This is a genomic window from Kosakonia sp. H7A, assembly GCF_003028445.1.
Lineage (GTDB): Bacteria > Pseudomonadota > Gammaproteobacteria > Enterobacterales > Enterobacteriaceae > Kosakonia > Kosakonia radicincitans.
Genome location: NZ_PYTZ01000002.1, coordinates 841,515 through 858,402, shown reverse-complemented (window position 1 = coordinate 858,402; position 16,888 = coordinate 841,515). Strand labels below are relative to the sequence as shown.

Below are 16,888 nucleotides of genomic sequence, written 5' to 3'. Positions count from 1 at the left end.
TTGTGCTAATCCAGCCCGAGGCTGTTGCGCAAAGTATGCAGGCGCTCATCATCCCCGTCACGAGCGGCCTGCTGAAGAGATTTGGTTGGGGCGTGGATCAGCCGGTTAGTCAGCTTCCACGCGAGGTCCTGCATGATAACCTGCGGATCGCCGCCCTGCTCCAGCGCAGCCAGCGCTTTAGCGGTCAGCTCATCGCGCACGGCTTCGGAATGGCTGCGGTATTCACGGATAGTCTCGCTGGCGCTTTGCGCGCGCAGCCATGACATAAATTCGCTGGTTTCCTGGGCGACGATGGTTTCCGCCTGCACCGCAGCGGCTTTACGTTGCGCCAGATTATGCTGAATGATGCTTTGCAGATCGTCGACGCTGTAGAGATAAGCGTTGGCCACTTTCCCCACTTCCGGCTCAACGTCGCGCGGCACGGCGATATCCACCAGCAGCATCGGCTGGTTGCGTCGCGCTTTCATCGCACGTTCCACCATCCCTTTACCGATGATCGGCAACGGGCTGGCGGTAGAACTGATAACAATATCAGCGTCTTTCAGACGCTCGTCGATTTCGCTCAGGGAGATAACGTCCGCGCCGACTTCCTCCGCCAGCACCTGCGCGCGCTCACGCGTACGGTTAGCAATGATCATCTTCTGCACTTTGTGTTCGCGCAGATGGCGGGCAACCAGCTCAATGGTTTCGCCCGCGCCAACCAGCAATACGGTAACCGTCGAGAGGGATTCAAAGATCTGCCGCGCCAGCGTACAGGCGGCAAAGGCGACCGACACGGCGCTGGCGCCTATATCGGTTTCCGTACGCACCCGTTTAGCCACGGAGAAGGATTTCTGGAACATGCGTTCCAGATCGCTGGCATTGCCGTGCCCGCGCTGCGAATCGGCATAGGCTTTTTTCACCTGGCCGAGAATTTGCGGCTCGCCAAGCACCAGAGAATCCAGCCCGCTCGCTACGCGCATTAAATGGCTGACGGCGTCATTATCCTGATGCCAGTAAAGACTCTGGCGCACTTCCTCTTCGCTCAGGTGATGGTAATCACACAACCAGCGAACCAGCGCTTCACGCAGGTTTTCCCGCTCTTCGACGCTCAAATAAAGCTCGGTGCGGTTACAGGTTGAAAGCACCACTCCACCCTGCACCATCGGCTGCGAGAGCAGGCTTTCCAGCGCCTGGTCAAGCGTATCCGGCGAAAATGCAATGCGTTCTCGCAGCGAAACGGGTGCCGTTTTGTGGTTGATGCCAAGAGCTAAAAGGGTCATGAGCGCGGGAATAGTACCAACGTTGATAAGGTTAGACTGCACGCATCATACAGGATGCGCACGGTCAATAAAAGAGAGACTCTCCTTTCGGAGTAATTGGTATTTTAATGATTTAAGACAACTTGAACGTAGACGCTGTTACAGTGCGGCGCTAGCATTAAGCCTAATCACCGCAACCTCTCTCAAGGATTTGTCATCGTTATGACTCTGTCGGACTTCCGCTTTATTCGCCTGCTGCCGCTGGCCAGCCTCGTTTTGACCGCCTGTACGCTCAACGCGCCCAAAGGACCGGGGCAAAGCCCGGATTCGCCGCAGTGGCGTCAGCATCAGCAGCAGGTGCGCGCATTAAGTCAGTATCAGACGCGCGGTGCCTTCGCTTACCTGTCCGATCAGCAAAAAGTCTACGCCCGCTTCTTCTGGCAGCAGACAGGCGAAGATCGTTACCGTTTGCTGCTGACCAACCCGCTGGGCAGCACCGAACTGGAGCTGAATGCGCAGCCGGGCAATGTGCAACTGGTCGATAATAAAGGCCAGCGCTATACCGCTGACGATGCCGAAGAGATGATCGGCAAGCTGACCGGCATGCCTATCCCGCTCAATAGCCTGCGCCAATGGATCCTCGGTCTGCCGGGTAATGCCACCGATTACAAACTTGACGATCAGTATCGCCTGAGCGAGCTGAACTACAGCCAGGGCGGTAAAAGCTGGAAAGTCGTTTATGGCGGATATGACAGCAAAACCCAGCCGGCAATGCCTGCAAATATGGAGCTGAGCGACGGCAGCCAGCGTATCAAGCTAAAGATGGATAACTGGATTGTAAAATGACAACCTGGCCCGCTCCGGCGAAACTTAACCTGTTTTTATACATTACCGGCCAGCGAGCTGACGGCTATCACACCTTACAGACGCTTTTTCAGTTTCTCGATTATGGCGATACGCTGACCATCGAACCGCGCAGCGACGGTGAAATCCGTCTGTTAACCCCCGTTGCCGGGGTGCCTGACGAAGAGAATCTGATCGTGCGCGCTGCACGTTTGCTGATTAAACGCGCCCGCGAAACCGGGCGTTATCCTGAGGGCAGCGGCGCCGATATTGCGATTGATAAGCGTCTGCCAATGGGCGGCGGCCTTGGCGGCGGTTCATCGAATGCCGCGACCGTGTTGGTTGCCTTGAATCATTTATGGGGCTGCCAACTGAGCGTTGATGAGCTGGCAGCGCTTGGCCTGCAACTGGGCGCGGATGTCCCGGTATTTGTGCGCGGGCATGCGGCCTTTGCTGAAGGAATTGGCGAGATCCTGACGCCGGTTAATCCACCAGAGAAATGGTATCTGGTGGCGCATCCGGGCGTCAGCATTCCCACGCCGGTCATTTTCAAAGATCCTGAGTTACCAAGAGCGACACCGAAGCGGTCAATCGAAACGTTGCTAAATTGTGAATTCGGCAACGATTGCGAGGTTATCGCAAGAAAACGTTTTCGCGAGGTTGATGCCGCGCTTTCCTGGCTGTTAGAATACGCGCCGTCGCGCCTGACTGGCACAGGAGCCTGTGTCTTTTCCGAATTTGACACCGAATCCGCCGCTCGTCAGGTGCTTGAGCAAGCCCCGGAATGGTTGCACGGTTTTGTCGCGCGAGGCGTCAACCTCTCGCCGCTAGCACAAACCATCGCCGGGCAAGCTGAGCTCCGGTGACAACGTCACATGTTCCAGACGTTGCATCGCGCTCTTTAATACACCGCATGGATAGAATTTCGCCCTGACCGCACATTCTGGCGTATTCTATCCACCACTGGACGCATGCCTGAGGTTCTTCTCGTGCCTGATATGAAGCTTTTTGCTGGTAACGCTACCCCGGAACTAGCACAACGTATTGCCAACCGCCTGTACACTTCTCTCGGCGACGCCGCTGTAGGTCGCTTTAGCGACGGCGAAGTCAGCGTACAAATTAATGAAAACGTACGCGGTGGTGATATTTTCATCATCCAGTCCACTTGTGCTCCCACAAACGACAACCTGATGGAACTGGTTGTCATGGTTGATGCGCTGCGTCGTGCTTCCGCAGGCCGTATCACCGCGGTCATTCCTTATTTCGGCTACGCCCGCCAGGACCGTCGCGTACGTTCTGCCCGTGTGCCAATTACCGCAAAAGTCGTTGCTGATTTCCTTTCCAGCGTTGGCGTTGACCGCGTGTTGACCGTTGACCTGCATGCTGAACAGATTCAGGGCTTCTTCGATGTGCCGGTTGATAACGTGTTCGGTAGCCCGATCCTGCTCGAAGATATGCTGCAACTGAACCTGGACAACCCTATCGTGGTTTCTCCGGACATTGGCGGCGTGGTTCGCGCCCGTGCTATCGCCAAACTGCTGAACGATACCGATATGGCGATCATCGACAAACGCCGTCCGCGCGCTAACGTCTCTCAGGTGATGCACATCATCGGCGACGTGGCTAACCGCGACTGCGTACTGGTTGACGATATGATCGATACCGGTGGTACGCTGTGCAAAGCGGCAGAAGCGCTGAAAGAGCGTGGCGCAAAACGCGTATTTGCTTACGCGACGCACCCGATTTTCTCTGGTAATGCGGTGAATAACCTGCGCAACTCCGTGATCGACGAAGTGGTAGTCTGCGACACCATTCCGCTGAGCGAAGAGATCAAAGCGCTGCCGAACGTACGTACGCTGACGCTGTCTGGCATGCTGGCCGAAGCTATCCGTCGTATCAGCAACGAAGAATCTATTTCTGCGATGTTCGAACATTAATCGCTGCTGAATAGAAAACCCGCTGCGGCGGGTTTTTTTATCTTTGAATGTCATTTGTATGATTTATTAAGTCGTTATTAATTTCCACCTCCAGGATGAAATAACATCGTGAATAAATTTTTCACTCCACATGTTCTGCCTTTCCGCGCGTTAATTGAGGCGTGCTGGAAAGAAAAATACACGATGGCTCGCTTTACCCGCGATCTCATCGCCGGTATCACCGTCGGGATTATCGCCATTCCCCTGTCGATGGCGCTGGCGATTGGCAGCGGTGTCGCGCCACAATATGGCCTGTATACCTCGGCGATTGCCGGTATCGTTATCGCCCTGAGCGGTGGTTCACGCTACAGCGTTTCCGGCCCGACCGCTGCGTTTGTGGTGATCCTCTACCCGGTGTCACAACAGTTTGGCCTTGCGGGCCTGCTGGTTGCCACGTTGATGTCCGGGGTGTTCCTGATCCTCTTCGGGCTGGCGCGTTTTGGCCGGTTGATTGAATATATTCCGCTTTCCGTGACGCTCGGTTTCACCTCTGGTATTGGTATCACCATCGCCACAATGCAGCTTAAAGATTTTCTCGGGCTGCATATGACGCATGTCCCGGAACATTACCTGCAAAAAGTTGGCGCACTGGTGATGGCGCTGCCCACCATTAATTTTGGCGATGCAGCAATCGGCGTGACAACACTGGCAACGCTGGTTCTCTGGCCGCGCTTACGCTTACGTTTGCCCGGCCACTTGCCTGCGCTGCTGGCTGGCTGTGCGGTTATGCTGGTAGTGAACCTGCTCGGCGGCCATGTTGCTACTATCGGTTCCCAGTTCCAGTACACGCTGGCAGATGGCACACAGGGCAACGGTATCCCTCAGCTTCTGCCGCAACTGGTGTTGCCGTGGGATCTGCCGGGTTCGAATTTCACCCTCAGTTGGAACTCACTCCAGGCGATGCTGCCCGCCGCGTTTTCGATGGCCATGCTGGGCGCCATTGAATCGCTGCTCTGCGCGGTGGTGCTGGACGGAATGACCGGCACCAAACACAAAGCCAACAGCGAACTGATTGGCCAGGGCATGGGGAATATTATCGCGCCGTTCTTTGGCGGTATCACCGCGACGGCAGCGATTGCCCGCTCTGCCGCCAACGTGCGCGCGGGTGCCACTTCGCCCATTTCGGCCGTGATCCACGCACTGCTGGTGATCCTGGCATTACTGGCGCTGGCGCCTCTGCTCTCCTGGCTGCCGCTGTCGGCGATGGCCGCGCTGCTGTTAATGGTGGCGTGGAATATGAGTGAAGCGCACAAAGTGATCGATCTGCTGCGTCGCGCGCCCGCCGATGACATTGTGGTGATGTTGATGTGTATGTCGCTGACGGTGCTGTTCGATATGGTTATCGCCATTAGCGTCGGGATTGTGCTGGCCTCGCTGCTGTTTATGCGCCGCATTGCGCGGATGACGCACCTGGCGGCAGTGAATGTCAGCGTGCCGGATGACGTGCTGGTGCTGCGCGTTATTGGCCCGCTGTTCTTTGCCGCTGCGGAAGGTGTGTTCAGCGATCTGGAAACCCGCATCGCCGGTAAGCGAATTGTCGTGCTGAAGTGGGATGCCGTGCCGGTGCTCGATGCTGGCGGGCTGGATGCTTTCCGCCGTTTTGTTGCCCGCCTGCCGGAAGGTACCGAGCTGCGGGTCAGCAATCTGGAGTTTCAGCCGTTACGCACGCTGGCGCGCGCCGGTGTGCAGCCCATCCCTGGCCGACTGTCTTTCTTCCCTAATCGCGACGCGGCATTAGCCGATCTGTGAACCGGATGCGGAATAACGATTCCGCATCATCACCTCTATCGCCCGTTGTAGCCATTGCAGCACTTCGGGCGTCATCCATGTCCCCTTCATCAGGTGTGGTTCCTGCTGCATCGCAGTGCGAAACTTTTGTTGCGTCTGCGCATCCGTTCCGGCGTAAGACTGGAACAGCGCCAGCCAGTTTTGCGCCAACGCCTGCGCCTCTTCCGACTGCGGATCCAGTGATTGTCGCTGGGCGAGATGCAGTTTTGCCACCAGCGGCGGCCACTCCATCATGCGGTCAAAATAGTGGGCCCGTGTGAAGGCCATCTCTTCTGGCGACAGATAACGCTGCCAGATAGCGAGTTTACTTTCTGCGAAACTGCGGGTAATAAAATCGACGATGCTTTGCGTAATGCCGGTTTGCTCGCGCATCTGTGGTTCGACGCTGTGCATCTCGTTTAAGCGGGTAAGAAACTCCGGCTTATTCGCCGTATCGTCTTCAAGACGGCTCATCCAGCGCGTCGCCAGATTCATCGCACGCGTATCGTCCGGCGGGCAATTTTCCGACAACAATTTCTGCGCTTCACTCACCATTTCGGCCCAGGCCTGCTCCCGCGTCTCGTCTGGCGTGGCAAACGGCAATTCCTGTAGCTCTTGCGGGGTAAACCAACGATCGTACATTTTCATCATCTCCAGTGTCTGTAGCCATGACTCCAGGTCAGGCTCCGCACCGCTGGCAAGACCGTCACGCAAAGCTATGAGCTGATGACGTAATGTGACAATGTCACGCATTTGTTTATCAAGCATTGTAATTTGCTGATCCAGCAATTCCGCCAGCGGACGCGTCTCCTGCGCCAGATAATCATTAATTGCCGCCAGTTCCATTCCTGATTTCGCCAGCGCCTGAATCATATGCAGGCGTTTCACATCAGCAAGGTTATAGAGCCGATAACCGGCGGCATTTCGGGCAGTAGGCAGCAGCAAACCAATATGTTCATAGTGATGCAGCGTGCGCACGCTGATTCCCGCCCGCCGCGACAACTCTCCAACCTGAATCAACATGGCTTCCCCCTTCTTCTCCACAGACCGGACTTTCGGGCCTGACGTTACGTGAGGGTCAAGCAGAACACAAAAAAAAACGGCTCGATCAGGAGCCGTTATTGAAAAATTCATCTTTAGCTGTGATGTTGCCGGTCACGGCGGCAGCGTTTGTCATAGTGGCGAACCCACCAGTATTTATCGCACACCTGCTCATGGCCTCCTACGCGGGCGCCTGCGAGCCAGAGAACAGCTCCGAGGAAGATACTGAGTACCGCGCCGTGCGCAAAAAATTGCGGCAGGTTAAGCTGTGGAAGTTGGTTTAGAATAGAGTAACCAACACCGACAACCATCACTACCAACCCCAACCCCATGAGCACATTACCGAGTAACGAAGCGTTTTTGCGTTTCATATGTCACCTCCGGAACGACGGGTTGGATGGGAAAACCCCAATCCTTGTGAATAAAGTATAGACAGTGCTCTTTTTGGCGGTTGCGGGCACGATCACAATTACATATGTTTGACTAACAGAAATTTACAAATAAGCGATTGAACTACTTGAATTTCGAATGATTGAGGTGAGCAATCATTATCATTTTCCACCTGATACCGTGAGAATTTTGTCATCGCGCCCCGCACAACGTAAACTACGCGCCGGATATTGACCTGGTCAGGAATAAAAAGTGACGATTAAACTGATTGTCGGGCTGGCGAACCCTGGCGCTGAATACGCTGCGACACGCCACAATGCGGGCGCCTGGTATGTCGATTTACTGGCAGAGAGCGCGCGCGCTCCGCTGCGCGATGAACCGAAATTTTTCGGTTATACCTCGCGCATTAATCTGGCGGGCGAAGATGTACGTCTGCTGGTGCCGACCACCTTTATGAACCTGAGCGGCAAAGCGGTGGCGGCGATGGCGACTTTTTATCGCATCAATCCGGATGAAATCCTTGTCGCGCATGACGAGCTGGATCTGCCGCCTGGCGTGGCGAAGTTCAAACTGGGCGGTGGACACGGCGGCCATAACGGCCTGAAAGACATCATCAGTAAACTGGGGAATAACCCCAATTTTCACCGTTTGCGCGTAGGTATCGGTCATCCGGGGGATAAAAACAAAGTTGTCGGTTTTGTACTGGGCAAACCGCCGGTTTCTGAACAGAAGCTGATCGATGAAGCCATTGACGAAGCGGCACGTTGTACAGAGATCTGGCTGAAGGACGGTTTAACCAAAGCCACCAACCGCCTGCACGCCTTTAAGGCACAGTAGCCCCACTGCAGCGGCAATTTTGCCGCGCGTTACATCGGTTACGTGTATAATAGGCAAAGTTATTCACTTTTCTACAATCCGTTTTACTCAACGGGTTGATTATCAAGAGATTAAGGTAATTACATCATGGGATTCAAATGCGGTATCGTTGGTCTGCCCAACGTAGGTAAATCCACCCTGTTCAACGCGCTCACCAAAGCAGGTATTGAAGCGGCAAACTTCCCCTTCTGTACTATTGAGCCGAACACCGGTGTCGTACCGATGCCCGATCCGCGTCTGGACAAACTCGCGGAAATCGTTAAGCCTCAGCGCATTCTGCCGACCACGATGGAATTTGTTGATATCGCCGGCCTGGTAAAAGGCGCGTCCAAAGGTGAAGGCCTGGGCAACCAGTTCCTGACCAACATCCGCGAAACCGAAGCCATCGGCCACGTTGTACGCTGCTTTGAAAACGACAATATCATCCACGTTGCCGGTAAAGTTGACCCGGCGGAAGATATCGACGTTATCAATACCGAACTGGCGCTGTCCGATCTGGAAACCTGCGAGCGCGCGATTCATCGCGTGTCCAAGAAAGCAAAAGGCGGCGATAAAGATGCGAAAGTTGAACTGGCCGCGCTGGAGAAATGCCTGCCGCAGCTGGAAAACGCCGGTATGCTGCGCGCGCTGGATCTGAGCAAAGAAGAGAAAGAAGCCATTCGTTATCTGAGCTTCCTGACGCTGAAACCAACCATGTACATCGCTAACGTCAATGAAGACGGTTTCGAAAACAACCCGTATCTGGACCAGGTTCGCGCCATCGCGGAAAAAGAAGGCTCTGTAGTTGTGCCGGTTTGTGCCGCGGTTGAATCGGATATCGCCGAGCTGGATGACGAAGAGCGTGATGAGTTCATGGCCGAACTGGGTCTTGAAGAACCGGGCCTGAACCGCGTGATCCGCGCAGGTTATGCCCTGCTGAACCTGCAAACCTACTTCACCGCCGGTGTGAAAGAAGTTCGCGCCTGGACAATCCCGGTTGGCGCAACGGCTCCGCAGGCCGCCGGTAAAATCCACACCGACTTTGAAAAAGGCTTTATCCGCGCGCAAACCATCGCTTATGAAGACTTTATTGCTTACAAAGGCGAGCAAGGCGCGAAAGAAGCCGGCAAAATGCGTGCAGAAGGCAAAGAGTACATCGTTAAAGATGGCGATGTGATGAACTTCCTGTTCAACGTCTAATCGTTTCTGTTGTCTCATGCGATCTCACGCATCGCATGTTCATCAACAATCCCCCGAAAATCCACGCAGCTGCGTGGATTTTTTCTTTTCATGGCTTCACACATAATCTCGCCACGACGCAGACAGAAATGAGAACACTCAGTTTCCATCTTCACTTTAAGTGAATGCAATAGCTGACAAGGACTCGCCATGCTCACTGACACACACTGCCGGGTTGAAAGAAAAACTCTATCGACTTAATGACTTCAACGGCCCCGGCCCTGAAGTGAAGCACAACGGCAAATCCAGCAAGTTCGCATTAGATGAGTATCCAGCAGTAAAACTCGCCGAAGCGCGAGAGAAATGCGAGTAAGCACCGAAGCAAGCCGCGGAAAGAGCCAGTCCACAGCCATTTACCAGAAAGACAATGCCAGGCTGACTCTCAAAGTCTCTGATGTGCAGACTCACGGCCCCGTTGGGGTTCCGGTCCGGGTCATATTGAGATACCTGGCAACGGATTCAAACACTCTCAGAACCCTGTGAGAAGGAAGATTGTCCCGCATCGTTGAGTTTTTCTAAAAAAGGGGCTGAATATAAATCGTTTTTACTGCCAATATCCCAGAGTTATTAATACCGTATGACAACGGGATCACTCTGGAGCAACGCTGTTGTGAACGCAAAACACATGAAATACTCCGACTGGAGTCTGCTTTTCCTGCTCTCATTGCTTTGGGGCGGTTCTTTTTTCTTCAACGGCATTCTGGTGAGATATATCCCTCCGTTGCCACTGGTGGCGGCACGAGTCACGCTTGCAGCAGCCGTACTGTGGAGCGTGTTGTTAATCTCCCGGACACCTGTGCAGCACAGCGCAAAACTCTGGGGTAGTTTCATGGTTATGGGATTGCTTAATAATGTTCTGCCGTTCCTGCTTATCGCCTGGGGACAGTCACACATTGCCAGCGGCACGGCAGCCATACTTAACGCCACCACGCCGCTTTTTACCATACTGCTGGCGCACCGTTTTACATCAGATGACCGTCTTTCCTGGAGTCGTTGCGTTGGCCTGTTAACCGGCTTTGGCGGCGTTGCATACATGCTGGGCCATGAAAATCTTGCCGGTGAGGATCACAGCCTGGCCGCAGAACTTGCCGTGCTGGCTGCCGCCCTCAGCTATGCCATTGCCAGCCTCTGGGGACGGCGGTTTATGCGGGCAGGTCTGTCACCGCTGGTACCCGCAGCAGGACAACTGACAGCCTCCGCGTTGCTGACGTTACCTGTGGCTTTCCTGAACGGTAATATCAATACATTACTGCACGCAGACGCCATCTGCTGGATGGCTCTTGCAGGTCTGGCAATTTTCTCCACCGCCGTGGCGTATCTGATTTTTTTCCGTCTGCTAGCGAGCGCCGGAGCAACCAACCTGATGCTGGTGACCTTTCTTATCCCCGTCACGGCTGTGCTGGCTGGCTTTGCGTTGCTGGGCGAATCCCTGACTGCTGATAAGCTCATCGGGATGAGTATTCTGGCTGCCGGACTAATGATTCTGGATGGACGGCTCCTGTCTGCAGTCCAGCATCGCGTCGCCGGGAAGCCAGCACCGTAATAACCTGCAGCCCTGTATTCTGAACTGGCTATGTCAGTCATCCGGCTATGTTTTATGACAGTGTGAACAATCGGCGATCACTATCCTGCAGAGGCCTGGGCTGAAATCAGTGCCTGACCGGAGTGCCCCACCCTTACAGATGTCATAAAAAGTTTGTCGGATGTTTGAGGGCGTGAAGCGAATATGGCCCTCTTTTTATGGATTTTTTCGGAGATGAACCGCTCATGATGGTAAATTTAACCAAACATAGAGCTAAGAATAATGGGGGAAACAATGATTACACAGCAAGCGCCGCAGCTTGAAACAGAACGCCTGATTTTAAAGCAATTTACACTCGAAGATTTCCCGGCGCTCAAGGAATGCTGGGCGACTCCGGAAATGGTTAAGATCAATGGCGGCGAAATGCCGACTACAGATATGGTCTGGACCCGTTTATTACGCGATATCGGGCACTGGCAGATGTTGGGTTATGGTTACTGGGCAGTATTTGAAAAATCAACAAACCGTTATGCTGGTTCGTTTGGCTTTCAGGATGCTCATCGGGATATCACCCCTGCTCTGGAATATCCTGAAGCGGGATGGACGTTAATGCCAGAAGCGCGTGGTAAAGGTTATGCAACTGAAGCGCTGGCCGCAATTCTGCTGTGGGCCGATAAGACATTTTCCTCCCCGGTGTGCTGTATTATTGATGAAGAAAATAAACGTTCAAATTATTTAGCTGAGCGCTTTGGGTTTCAGTTTCAAAATTATGTTAACTACCGTGGCAAGCAGGTGCGATTACTGGTACGCCAGAAAGCGCTTAATTCGGGTTTGTAAATTCTTGACCAGCCCATTTTGGGATAGTCCTTCACTGAGCAGATTCTGTTGCGGACGTTCTGCGCAAGCGGCAGAACGTCCCTTTTCGCTCATAGCAGACTTTTATAAAGGGAGTTCATATTTTCAGGAGGGTTTATTTCTCCTCTCTTCATTAGCGCACCAGCTTTACCCGTCAGACAATTCCCGCAGGAAATAAAACCCGTCATTAAAAATAGTGAGTTGACTGAAATGAATGTTCCGTCCACTCACATATTTACTGATTTAATCTTTTTTACTGCATGCAACACGGCCGGGAAATATCACTGATAAATGACAGAAACACCCGCCGTCATACCTGACGAAAGTCTGGTTTCCGGGGGAATATTATCAATTTTAATACGGACCGGAATGCGCTGCGCCAGCCTGACCCAGTTAAACACCGGTTCCACGTTTGGAAGCCCTAAGTGGTCTGCCGCTGTGTTACTGTCTGAGATGCCTCTTCCGAAGCTTTCCACATGTCCGGCCAGTTGCCTGTTACTGCCCATCAGTTTTATCTTCACTTTATCACCCACTTTAATGCGTCCGAGTTGTGTCTCCTGAAAATAACCAATAACACGGAAGCTGTCCGTTTCAAGGATCGAGACACTGGTGACACCAGAGGTGGCAAAATCCCCTGTCCGCAGACTTAGATTAGTTACATACCCGTCGGCCGGAGCCCGTACTGTCGTTTTCTCCAGATTCAGCCTGGCGATATTAACCTCGGTCTGCGCACTCTGAAAGTCCGCCAGCGCAACCTTCGCGTCGCTGGCCGCCTGCTCAATCGTTTCTCTGGATTCCGATGCCGTACCAAGAAGCGTTCGACGATTTGCCATTGATTTCTTGAGATTCATGGAAAAGTTTTTGGAATCCAGGGTGGCCACAGCCTCCTGCAGGGCAAGCTGAAAGCGCTCAGGATCTATCTGGTAAAGGATTTCACCACGATGCACAAACTGATTGTCTGCCACGTTCACTTTCAGAACGGTACCGGACACTTCCGGTGCTATCTGCACCACATCTGCACTGACCTTGCCATCGCGGGTCCATGGCGCGTACATATAATAGTCCCAGACATGCCAGCCGAGTAATGCAGCACATGCCAGCATTGCCATCGTTAACAGGATCTGACCCCACCGTAGATTAAATGGTTTCATTTGAATGTCCCTGACAATAACGTGCAACCGAAAAAGAGAACGAAATATGTGGCTATATCAAATAGCGGACGGTGCCATACATACCGGTAAAAACCGGCTACAGACAAAACCCAGTGCAGGGTACGGAATAACAGATAACAGGCGATCATGATGAACAGGAGAGACGGGACATAAACACCATAAACATCAATATCAGTGTTCATTTATTTACCTCGGCGTTGTTCTGGAGTGGTAATAAAGCCGTATGAAGGCCAGCCAGGGCATTGCGGATAAGAGGACCGGACACAGGTTGTCCGTCATTTGATCCTGACATGACCTGAAGGCAGTTATTAAGGTGATATTCCAACTGTGTCTGAATGCTGGTCTGTCCGTTAATCTTTCCCTTGTAATAAGCCGCAACACAGAGAAGCAGCTGTTCGAGGCTGTCCCTTTGTGCAACCGTCACAGAGATTTTATTATTCTGTATATCCATTACGCATAAACCTGCTCTGAGATCCCTCAGTAAATCAGTGGCGTATATATCTGATTCGGGTGGTACTGCCGCCATCCGTGGAACAAGCAGCCCCAATTGGTTCAGTATGTGATGGGTCATCCTCTCATCACTGGCGCGTCTCTCCGAACTGATGAACTGTACGATCATTCTCCAGCTGGCTTTCAGTAGTCGCCTTACACTTGTCTCTGCGCCGATGGTTCGAAATGTGGACAATGTCATTATGGCTATGACAATACCGGCAACTGTCGCAATGTTTGCATTCAGGAATGTCGGTAAATCCAGCGTTAATTTCTGGCGTAACTGAAGCATGAAGACCAGGTTCACACTCAACACAAACCCGGTAAACCACTTTGAGGGGGTGGCAAGTAAAACGCCAACCGGTATCAGAAATAACCCCAGCGATGATATAAGGGGAATGAATCCCAGACTCTCTATAAAAGGGAATATCCCGAACTGATAGACGAAAGAAATGCCCACGGTGGCCAGGGTCAGTTCAAGCATTTTTCTGACTACAGGAACAGCATCATCCAGGGTGGCCATGGTACAGCATATAACGCTCACCATCTGTACGGCAGCGCTGCCATAGCTCCATCCGGTTAAAACCCACAGTGAACAGGCCAGTATGATGGAAACACAAACAGCGGCAGCAGAGAGAAAGGCCATGCCATAGTCCGGAAGCATTCCGACTTTACGCCTGGGTTTGTAGTCGGTTTCATGAACCTCTCCGCTGGTAATATCGCGCCGGAGGGTAAGGCAGTCGCTCCAGACTTCCGTCAATTCATGCAGTTGCACTGCAAGACGGTTACGGTACAACGTATCCCAGGTCGGTTCTTTATCATGCGGGTGATTTTGTGCCTGGCTGAACAAGGACAGCAGATTTTCTTTTTCATTGTGGTTATCAGCAGGCTCTTCCAGCCAGCCGGAAACCCTGGAAAACCACTCTTTTGCCTGATTGTCCGATATTGTCCTCATTCTGAGGTCATACACTTCAGACAGTAAGGGCAGCAGGGTGACCATCCTCTCCAGTAAGATGGTCATTCTTTCAGCCAGTCTTCTGTCATCGTGGCTTTCGTACCCCACGTGCGTGGCGAAATTGCGAAGATCAACGGCATCGGTAGCCAGCGTCTGTCGTAACTGTAAAGTACGGGGGGAATTCACACTCCCTGACAACACATCCCGGGTCAGCGCATTCGCATTTTCAAGCCACAAATCCACCCTTCGTGACAGTACCTGGCTCGCTTTCTGGGGAAAAATGCCGCGGCTGAACAATGCGATACAGAGAATACCCACGAAGATTTCTTCAACCCGTGAGACTGCTACATCGAACGTGGTGCCCGGCGTGTCCACAATAGTGGATCCCGTGAGCACGGCGGTATAACCGGCAAGCATGAAGAGATAACTTTTCGGGGAACGATCGAGCATGCTGATAAAAAGGCAGCCAGCCGTCCATAATGCCATGCCGACAGAAAGAAGCTCAGGCGATGAGACCAGGTTAGGAACCAGAATTATGATGGCAATCGCGCCCAGAATGGTTCCTCCCATCCGGTACACCGCCTTAGAGGTGGTGGCACCCATTAAGGGATGCGCGACAATGTAAACGGTGCCTACAGACCAGTAGGGATTGTTAAGATTAAACTTTACTGCGATCCAGTATGCCAGCATGGCGGCAGCGAATGTTTTAAGTGAAAAAATCACCGCTTCCGTCGTCCAGATATCAGATACCTGGGCTTTCATGGACGTCGACCCCGTTCATTGCAGGAATCCAGGTTTTCCAGCATACAGCTCAGGGTTTTTTCAACGATTTCGAGGTCTTCCTGCGGAATATTGCTGAGAATTTGCAGCCGCAGGCTACCGGCAAGGTGATCCAGCCGGTTTCCGAGATCAATCCCCTTTTCCGTCAGACTCAGCAATTTTGCCCGCCGGTCAACGGGATCTTCCTGCCTGCATACAAACCCGCTGTTTTCAAGTCCGTCAAGCAGGCGGACAACTGCCGAGTTTTCCAGCCCCAGTCGCCGGGCCAGTTCATACTGTCTTAATTGTCTGCTTCCCAGATGAAGCATTTCCAGTACCAGTAATGCGGCGGTTCCGGATACCCCCTCCTTGCTCAGGTGCTGGGTCAGGGCTCTTCGCCAGGACTGGCTTACGGCCAGAAGCAGGCGACCAAAGCCTTTTCTTTTATCACTCGCCATTAATTTGTTTTCCTGTGGTTGTTTAAAACATGACAGGGTTAATTCACGGGCAGTTGCCTTCAACTTTTGCAGTGGTTCAGTTAATGAAATAGATGATGCGTCATTTAAAATAGATGACGCATCATCTAAAATCAATGACAAGTCATCTATTAGCCTGTTTTTTTATTGTGTAATTGATTTGGCGTTTATCCATATAGACGCGCAGCCCAGGCATGCACTGTCACTGCCAGAGCGTGGGGGACGGCACACGTCCGGCCTTAAGTACTTGGCTGAACAGGCGATCTCCTGAAACAGTGCCAGGCTAAACCGGAGTATTCGGTTCTTTTCCACTTTACCGGGGGAGGCATATCAGCCATGAAAAAGACCCGCTATGCCGAAGAACAGATAGCGTTGGAGCACTCTGCAAAAAGATGGGCATTTCTGAGGCCACTCTTTATAACTGGAAGAAGAAAAAAGAGTGTGGGTGGTGATATCAAGAGCGGTTACAACGCTGGAAACAGAATGGCCACAATCAACGACTCGTTTGACTGCTTCAATTTCAAACTCTTCGGGATAACATTTACCGCTCAAATCTGTAACGATTCAGTCTCACATGATCTCCCTGCAACGCGGCAAGAAAAAAGTACACAGATTGATACTTTGCTCACATCCGGCGCGCGCTGGAAACTCTTTTTTACGAGCCAGGTCAATCGTGGACGTCTTCAAAAAAAATCCCGTATTTGTTATATTGTTGTTTATTGATTTTTCACCTCTGCGGTGCCAAAAAGAACAAGATTCACCGCAACCCAGGACAATAAAATGTTAGATTACCGCTTCCCGACAGCTTTGCAGATGGTTCTCAGCGTAGCGATGGCGGAGCAATTAGGTGAACGTTCGACAAGTGCGATTCTGGCCTACGGCCTGGAAGCTAATCCGAGCTTTATCCGCAAATTAATGGTTCCACTTACGCGTGACGGCATTATTGTCTCAACGCTTGGCCGCAACGGTTCTATTCATCTTGGTCGCCCGGCGGAACAGATCACCCTGCGCGATATCTACGTTTCCGTCACAGAAGATAAAAAGCTGTGGGCGTCGCGTCCCGATATTCCGGCCCGCTGCGTGGTCAGCGCCAACGCTTGCTGGTACTTCAAATCTATTGCTGATGAAGCGGAGCGGGCTTCATTAGAGGTATTAGCGCAGCATACCGTGGCAAGCGCGCTGGAAGAGGTCAAAAAAGCCGATACCAGCGGATGCGTTCCGGTGCCTGAAATTGATACCTGGTATAAAAAAGCGCATTAACTATTTCCTTATCGCGAAAAAAAACCGCCTTCACAGTGAAGGCGGTTT

At 52.5% G+C, this 16,888-nt stretch carries 16 protein-coding genes and 3 pseudogenes; 11 read left to right on the top strand and 8 right to left on the bottom strand.

Translation table 11 applies throughout. The features are described 5' to 3' along the window. Positions 1 to 5: 5 nt before the first annotated feature. Positions 6 to 1,262 carry a glutamyl-tRNA reductase gene (hemA, locus tag CWM66_RS12035; protein WP_035889882.1) on the bottom strand — a complete coding sequence of 419 codons (1,257 nt, stop codon included), beginning with the start codon at positions 1,260 to 1,262 and terminating at the stop codon, positions 6 to 8. A gap of 201 nt (positions 1,263 to 1,463) precedes the next feature. Between hemA and lolB the strand changes: the two genes are divergently transcribed. The 4 genes from lolB to dauA all read left to right on the top strand — a co-directional run bounded on the left by lolB (position 1,464) and on the right by dauA (position 5,809). Next, complete coding sequence (gene lolB / locus CWM66_RS12030; protein ID WP_007371857.1) at positions 1,464 to 2,087, top strand: lipoprotein insertase outer membrane protein LolB; 624 nt, start codon at positions 1,464 to 1,466, stop codon at positions 2,085 to 2,087. Next, positions 2,084 to 2,950 (top strand): 4-(cytidine 5'-diphospho)-2-C-methyl-D-erythritol kinase, encoded by an 867-nt coding sequence (ispE, locus tag CWM66_RS12025; RefSeq protein WP_007371856.1) that lies wholly within the window; start codon positions 2,084 to 2,086, stop codon positions 2,948 to 2,950. Before lolB ends, ispE begins: the two co-directional genes overlap by 4 nt. 123 nt (positions 2,951 to 3,073) lie before the next feature. Next, on the top strand, positions 3,074 to 4,021 hold the full coding sequence (gene prs / locus CWM66_RS12020) for a ribose-phosphate diphosphokinase (RefSeq protein WP_007371855.1): 948 nt from the start codon (positions 3,074 to 3,076) through the stop codon (positions 4,019 to 4,021). A 108-nt stretch (positions 4,022 to 4,129) separates the two neighbouring features. Further along, a complete protein-coding gene (gene dauA / locus CWM66_RS12015) occupies positions 4,130 to 5,809 on the top strand; it encodes a C4-dicarboxylic acid transporter DauA (RefSeq protein ID WP_007371854.1) in 1,680 nt (559 codons plus the stop codon). Here dauA and CWM66_RS12010 read toward each other — a convergent pair. Together CWM66_RS12010 and ychH are read right to left on the bottom strand one after the other, a co-directional pair. Continuing rightward, a complete protein-coding gene (locus CWM66_RS12010; RefSeq protein ID WP_107146699.1) occupies positions 5,795 to 6,850 on the bottom strand; it encodes a MerR family transcriptional regulator in 1,056 nt (351 codons plus the stop codon). The genes dauA and CWM66_RS12010 overlap by 15 nt on opposite strands. A 113-nt stretch (positions 6,851 to 6,963) precedes the next feature. After that, on the bottom strand, positions 6,964 to 7,239 hold the full coding sequence (gene ychH / locus CWM66_RS12005; RefSeq protein WP_007371852.1) for a stress-induced protein YchH: 276 nt from the start codon (positions 7,237 to 7,239) through the stop codon (positions 6,964 to 6,966). A gap of 271 nt (positions 7,240 to 7,510) precedes the next feature. Between ychH and pth the strand changes: the two genes are divergently transcribed. The 5 genes and pseudogenes from pth to CWM66_RS11985 all read left to right on the top strand — a co-directional run bounded on the left by pth (position 7,511) and on the right by CWM66_RS11985 (position 11,711). Next, complete coding sequence (gene pth / locus CWM66_RS12000; RefSeq protein WP_107146698.1) at positions 7,511 to 8,095, top strand: aminoacyl-tRNA hydrolase; 585 nt, start codon at positions 7,511 to 7,513, stop codon at positions 8,093 to 8,095. A gap of 126 nt (positions 8,096 to 8,221) precedes the next feature. Beyond that, on the top strand, positions 8,222 to 9,313 hold the full coding sequence (gene ychF, locus CWM66_RS11995) for a redox-regulated ATPase YchF (protein ID WP_007371850.1): 1,092 nt from the start codon (positions 8,222 to 8,224) through the stop codon (positions 9,311 to 9,313). Positions 9,314 to 9,482: 169 nt separating this feature from the next. Continuing rightward, positions 9,483 to 9,662, top strand: a pseudogene (locus tag CWM66_RS29265) (hypothetical protein); the annotation flags it as partial. Between the two features lie 300 nt (positions 9,663 to 9,962). Continuing rightward, positions 9,963 to 10,895: a DMT family transporter gene (locus tag CWM66_RS11990; protein WP_081850757.1), complete on the top strand. Its 933-nt coding sequence runs from the start codon at positions 9,963 to 9,965 to the stop codon at positions 10,893 to 10,895. A 273-nt stretch (positions 10,896 to 11,168) separates the two neighbouring features. Then, positions 11,169 to 11,711: a GNAT family N-acetyltransferase gene (locus CWM66_RS11985; RefSeq protein ID WP_035888506.1), complete on the top strand. Its 543-nt coding sequence runs from the start codon at positions 11,169 to 11,171 to the stop codon at positions 11,709 to 11,711. Positions 11,712 to 12,010: 299 nt separating this feature from the next. Here CWM66_RS11985 and CWM66_RS11980 read toward each other — a convergent pair whose 3' ends face one another. The 4 genes from CWM66_RS11980 to CWM66_RS11965 are packed head-to-tail and all read right to left on the bottom strand — an operon-like array spanning position 12,011 to position 15,703. Further along, the gene (locus CWM66_RS11980; RefSeq protein ID WP_233218384.1) at positions 12,011 to 12,880 is read right to left on the bottom strand and encodes an efflux RND transporter periplasmic adaptor subunit; all 870 of its coding nucleotides are present in this window, start codon (positions 12,878 to 12,880) and stop codon (positions 12,011 to 12,013) included. Continuing rightward, complete coding sequence (locus CWM66_RS29530; protein ID WP_007371844.1) at positions 12,877 to 13,083, bottom strand: DUF1656 domain-containing protein; 207 nt, start codon at positions 13,081 to 13,083, stop codon at positions 12,877 to 12,879. Before CWM66_RS29530 ends, CWM66_RS11980 begins: the two co-directional genes overlap by 4 nt. Continuing rightward, positions 13,080 to 15,107, bottom strand: coding sequence for an FUSC family protein (locus CWM66_RS11970; RefSeq protein ID WP_107146697.1), 2,028 nt, complete (start codon positions 15,105 to 15,107; stop codon positions 13,080 to 13,082). Before CWM66_RS11970 ends, CWM66_RS29530 begins: the two co-directional genes overlap by 4 nt. Then, a complete protein-coding gene (locus tag CWM66_RS11965) occupies positions 15,104 to 15,703 on the bottom strand; it encodes a MarR family winged helix-turn-helix transcriptional regulator (protein WP_146159931.1) in 600 nt (199 codons plus the stop codon). Before CWM66_RS11965 ends, CWM66_RS11970 begins: the two co-directional genes overlap by 4 nt. A 213-nt stretch (positions 15,704 to 15,916) precedes the next feature. On the opposite strand from CWM66_RS11965, the pseudogene CWM66_RS29525 reads away from it, so the two are divergent. Next, positions 15,917 to 16,014: pseudogene (locus CWM66_RS29525) on the top strand (transposase); the annotation flags it as partial. Here the strand turns inward: CWM66_RS29525 and CWM66_RS11960 are convergent. After that, a pseudogene (locus CWM66_RS11960) lies at positions 16,010 to 16,132 on the bottom strand (IS3 family transposase); the annotation flags it as partial. The pseudogenes CWM66_RS29525 and CWM66_RS11960 overlap by 5 nt on opposite strands. A gap of 228 nt (positions 16,133 to 16,360) precedes the next feature. Between CWM66_RS11960 and CWM66_RS11955 the strand changes: the two are divergent. Continuing rightward, positions 16,361 to 16,840 carry an Rrf2 family transcriptional regulator gene (locus tag CWM66_RS11955; RefSeq protein WP_007371841.1) on the top strand — a complete coding sequence of 160 codons (480 nt, stop codon included), beginning with the start codon at positions 16,361 to 16,363 and terminating at the stop codon, positions 16,838 to 16,840. Positions 16,841 to 16,888: the final 48 nt, after the last annotated feature.

Excerpts from the sequence above, each read along its gene's own strand:
- CWM66_RS11955 (WP_007371841.1), top strand. The coding sequence starts at position 16,361 with ATGTTAGATTACCGCTTCCCGACAGCTTTGCAGATGGTTCTCAGCGTA.
- CWM66_RS11980 (WP_233218384.1), bottom strand. The coding sequence starts at position 12,880 with ATGAAACCATTTAATCTACGGTGGGGTCAGATCCTGTTAACGATGGCA.
- CWM66_RS11985 (WP_035888506.1), top strand. The coding sequence starts at position 11,169 with ATGATTACACAGCAAGCGCCGCAGCTTGAAACAGAACGCCTGATTTTA.
- ispE (WP_007371856.1), top strand. The coding sequence starts at position 2,084 with ATGACAACCTGGCCCGCTCCGGCGAAACTTAACCTGTTTTTATACATT.
- hemA (WP_035889882.1), bottom strand. The coding sequence starts at position 1,262 with ATGACCCTTTTAGCTCTTGGCATCAACCACAAAACGGCACCCGTTTCG.
- CWM66_RS11970 (WP_107146697.1), bottom strand. The coding sequence starts at position 15,107 with ATGAAAGCCCAGGTATCTGATATCTGGACGACGGAAGCGGTGATTTTT.
- CWM66_RS12010 (WP_107146699.1), bottom strand. The coding sequence starts at position 6,850 with ATGTTGATTCAGGTTGGAGAGTTGTCGCGGCGGGCGGGAATCAGCGTG.
- ychF (WP_007371850.1), top strand. The coding sequence starts at position 8,222 with ATGGGATTCAAATGCGGTATCGTTGGTCTGCCCAACGTAGGTAAATCC.
- lolB (WP_007371857.1), top strand. The coding sequence starts at position 1,464 with ATGACTCTGTCGGACTTCCGCTTTATTCGCCTGCTGCCGCTGGCCAGC.
- ychH (WP_007371852.1), bottom strand. The coding sequence starts at position 7,239 with ATGAAACGCAAAAACGCTTCGTTACTCGGTAATGTGCTCATGGGGTTG.
- CWM66_RS29530 (WP_007371844.1), bottom strand. The coding sequence starts at position 13,083 with ATGAACACTGATATTGATGTTTATGGTGTTTATGTCCCGTCTCTCCTG.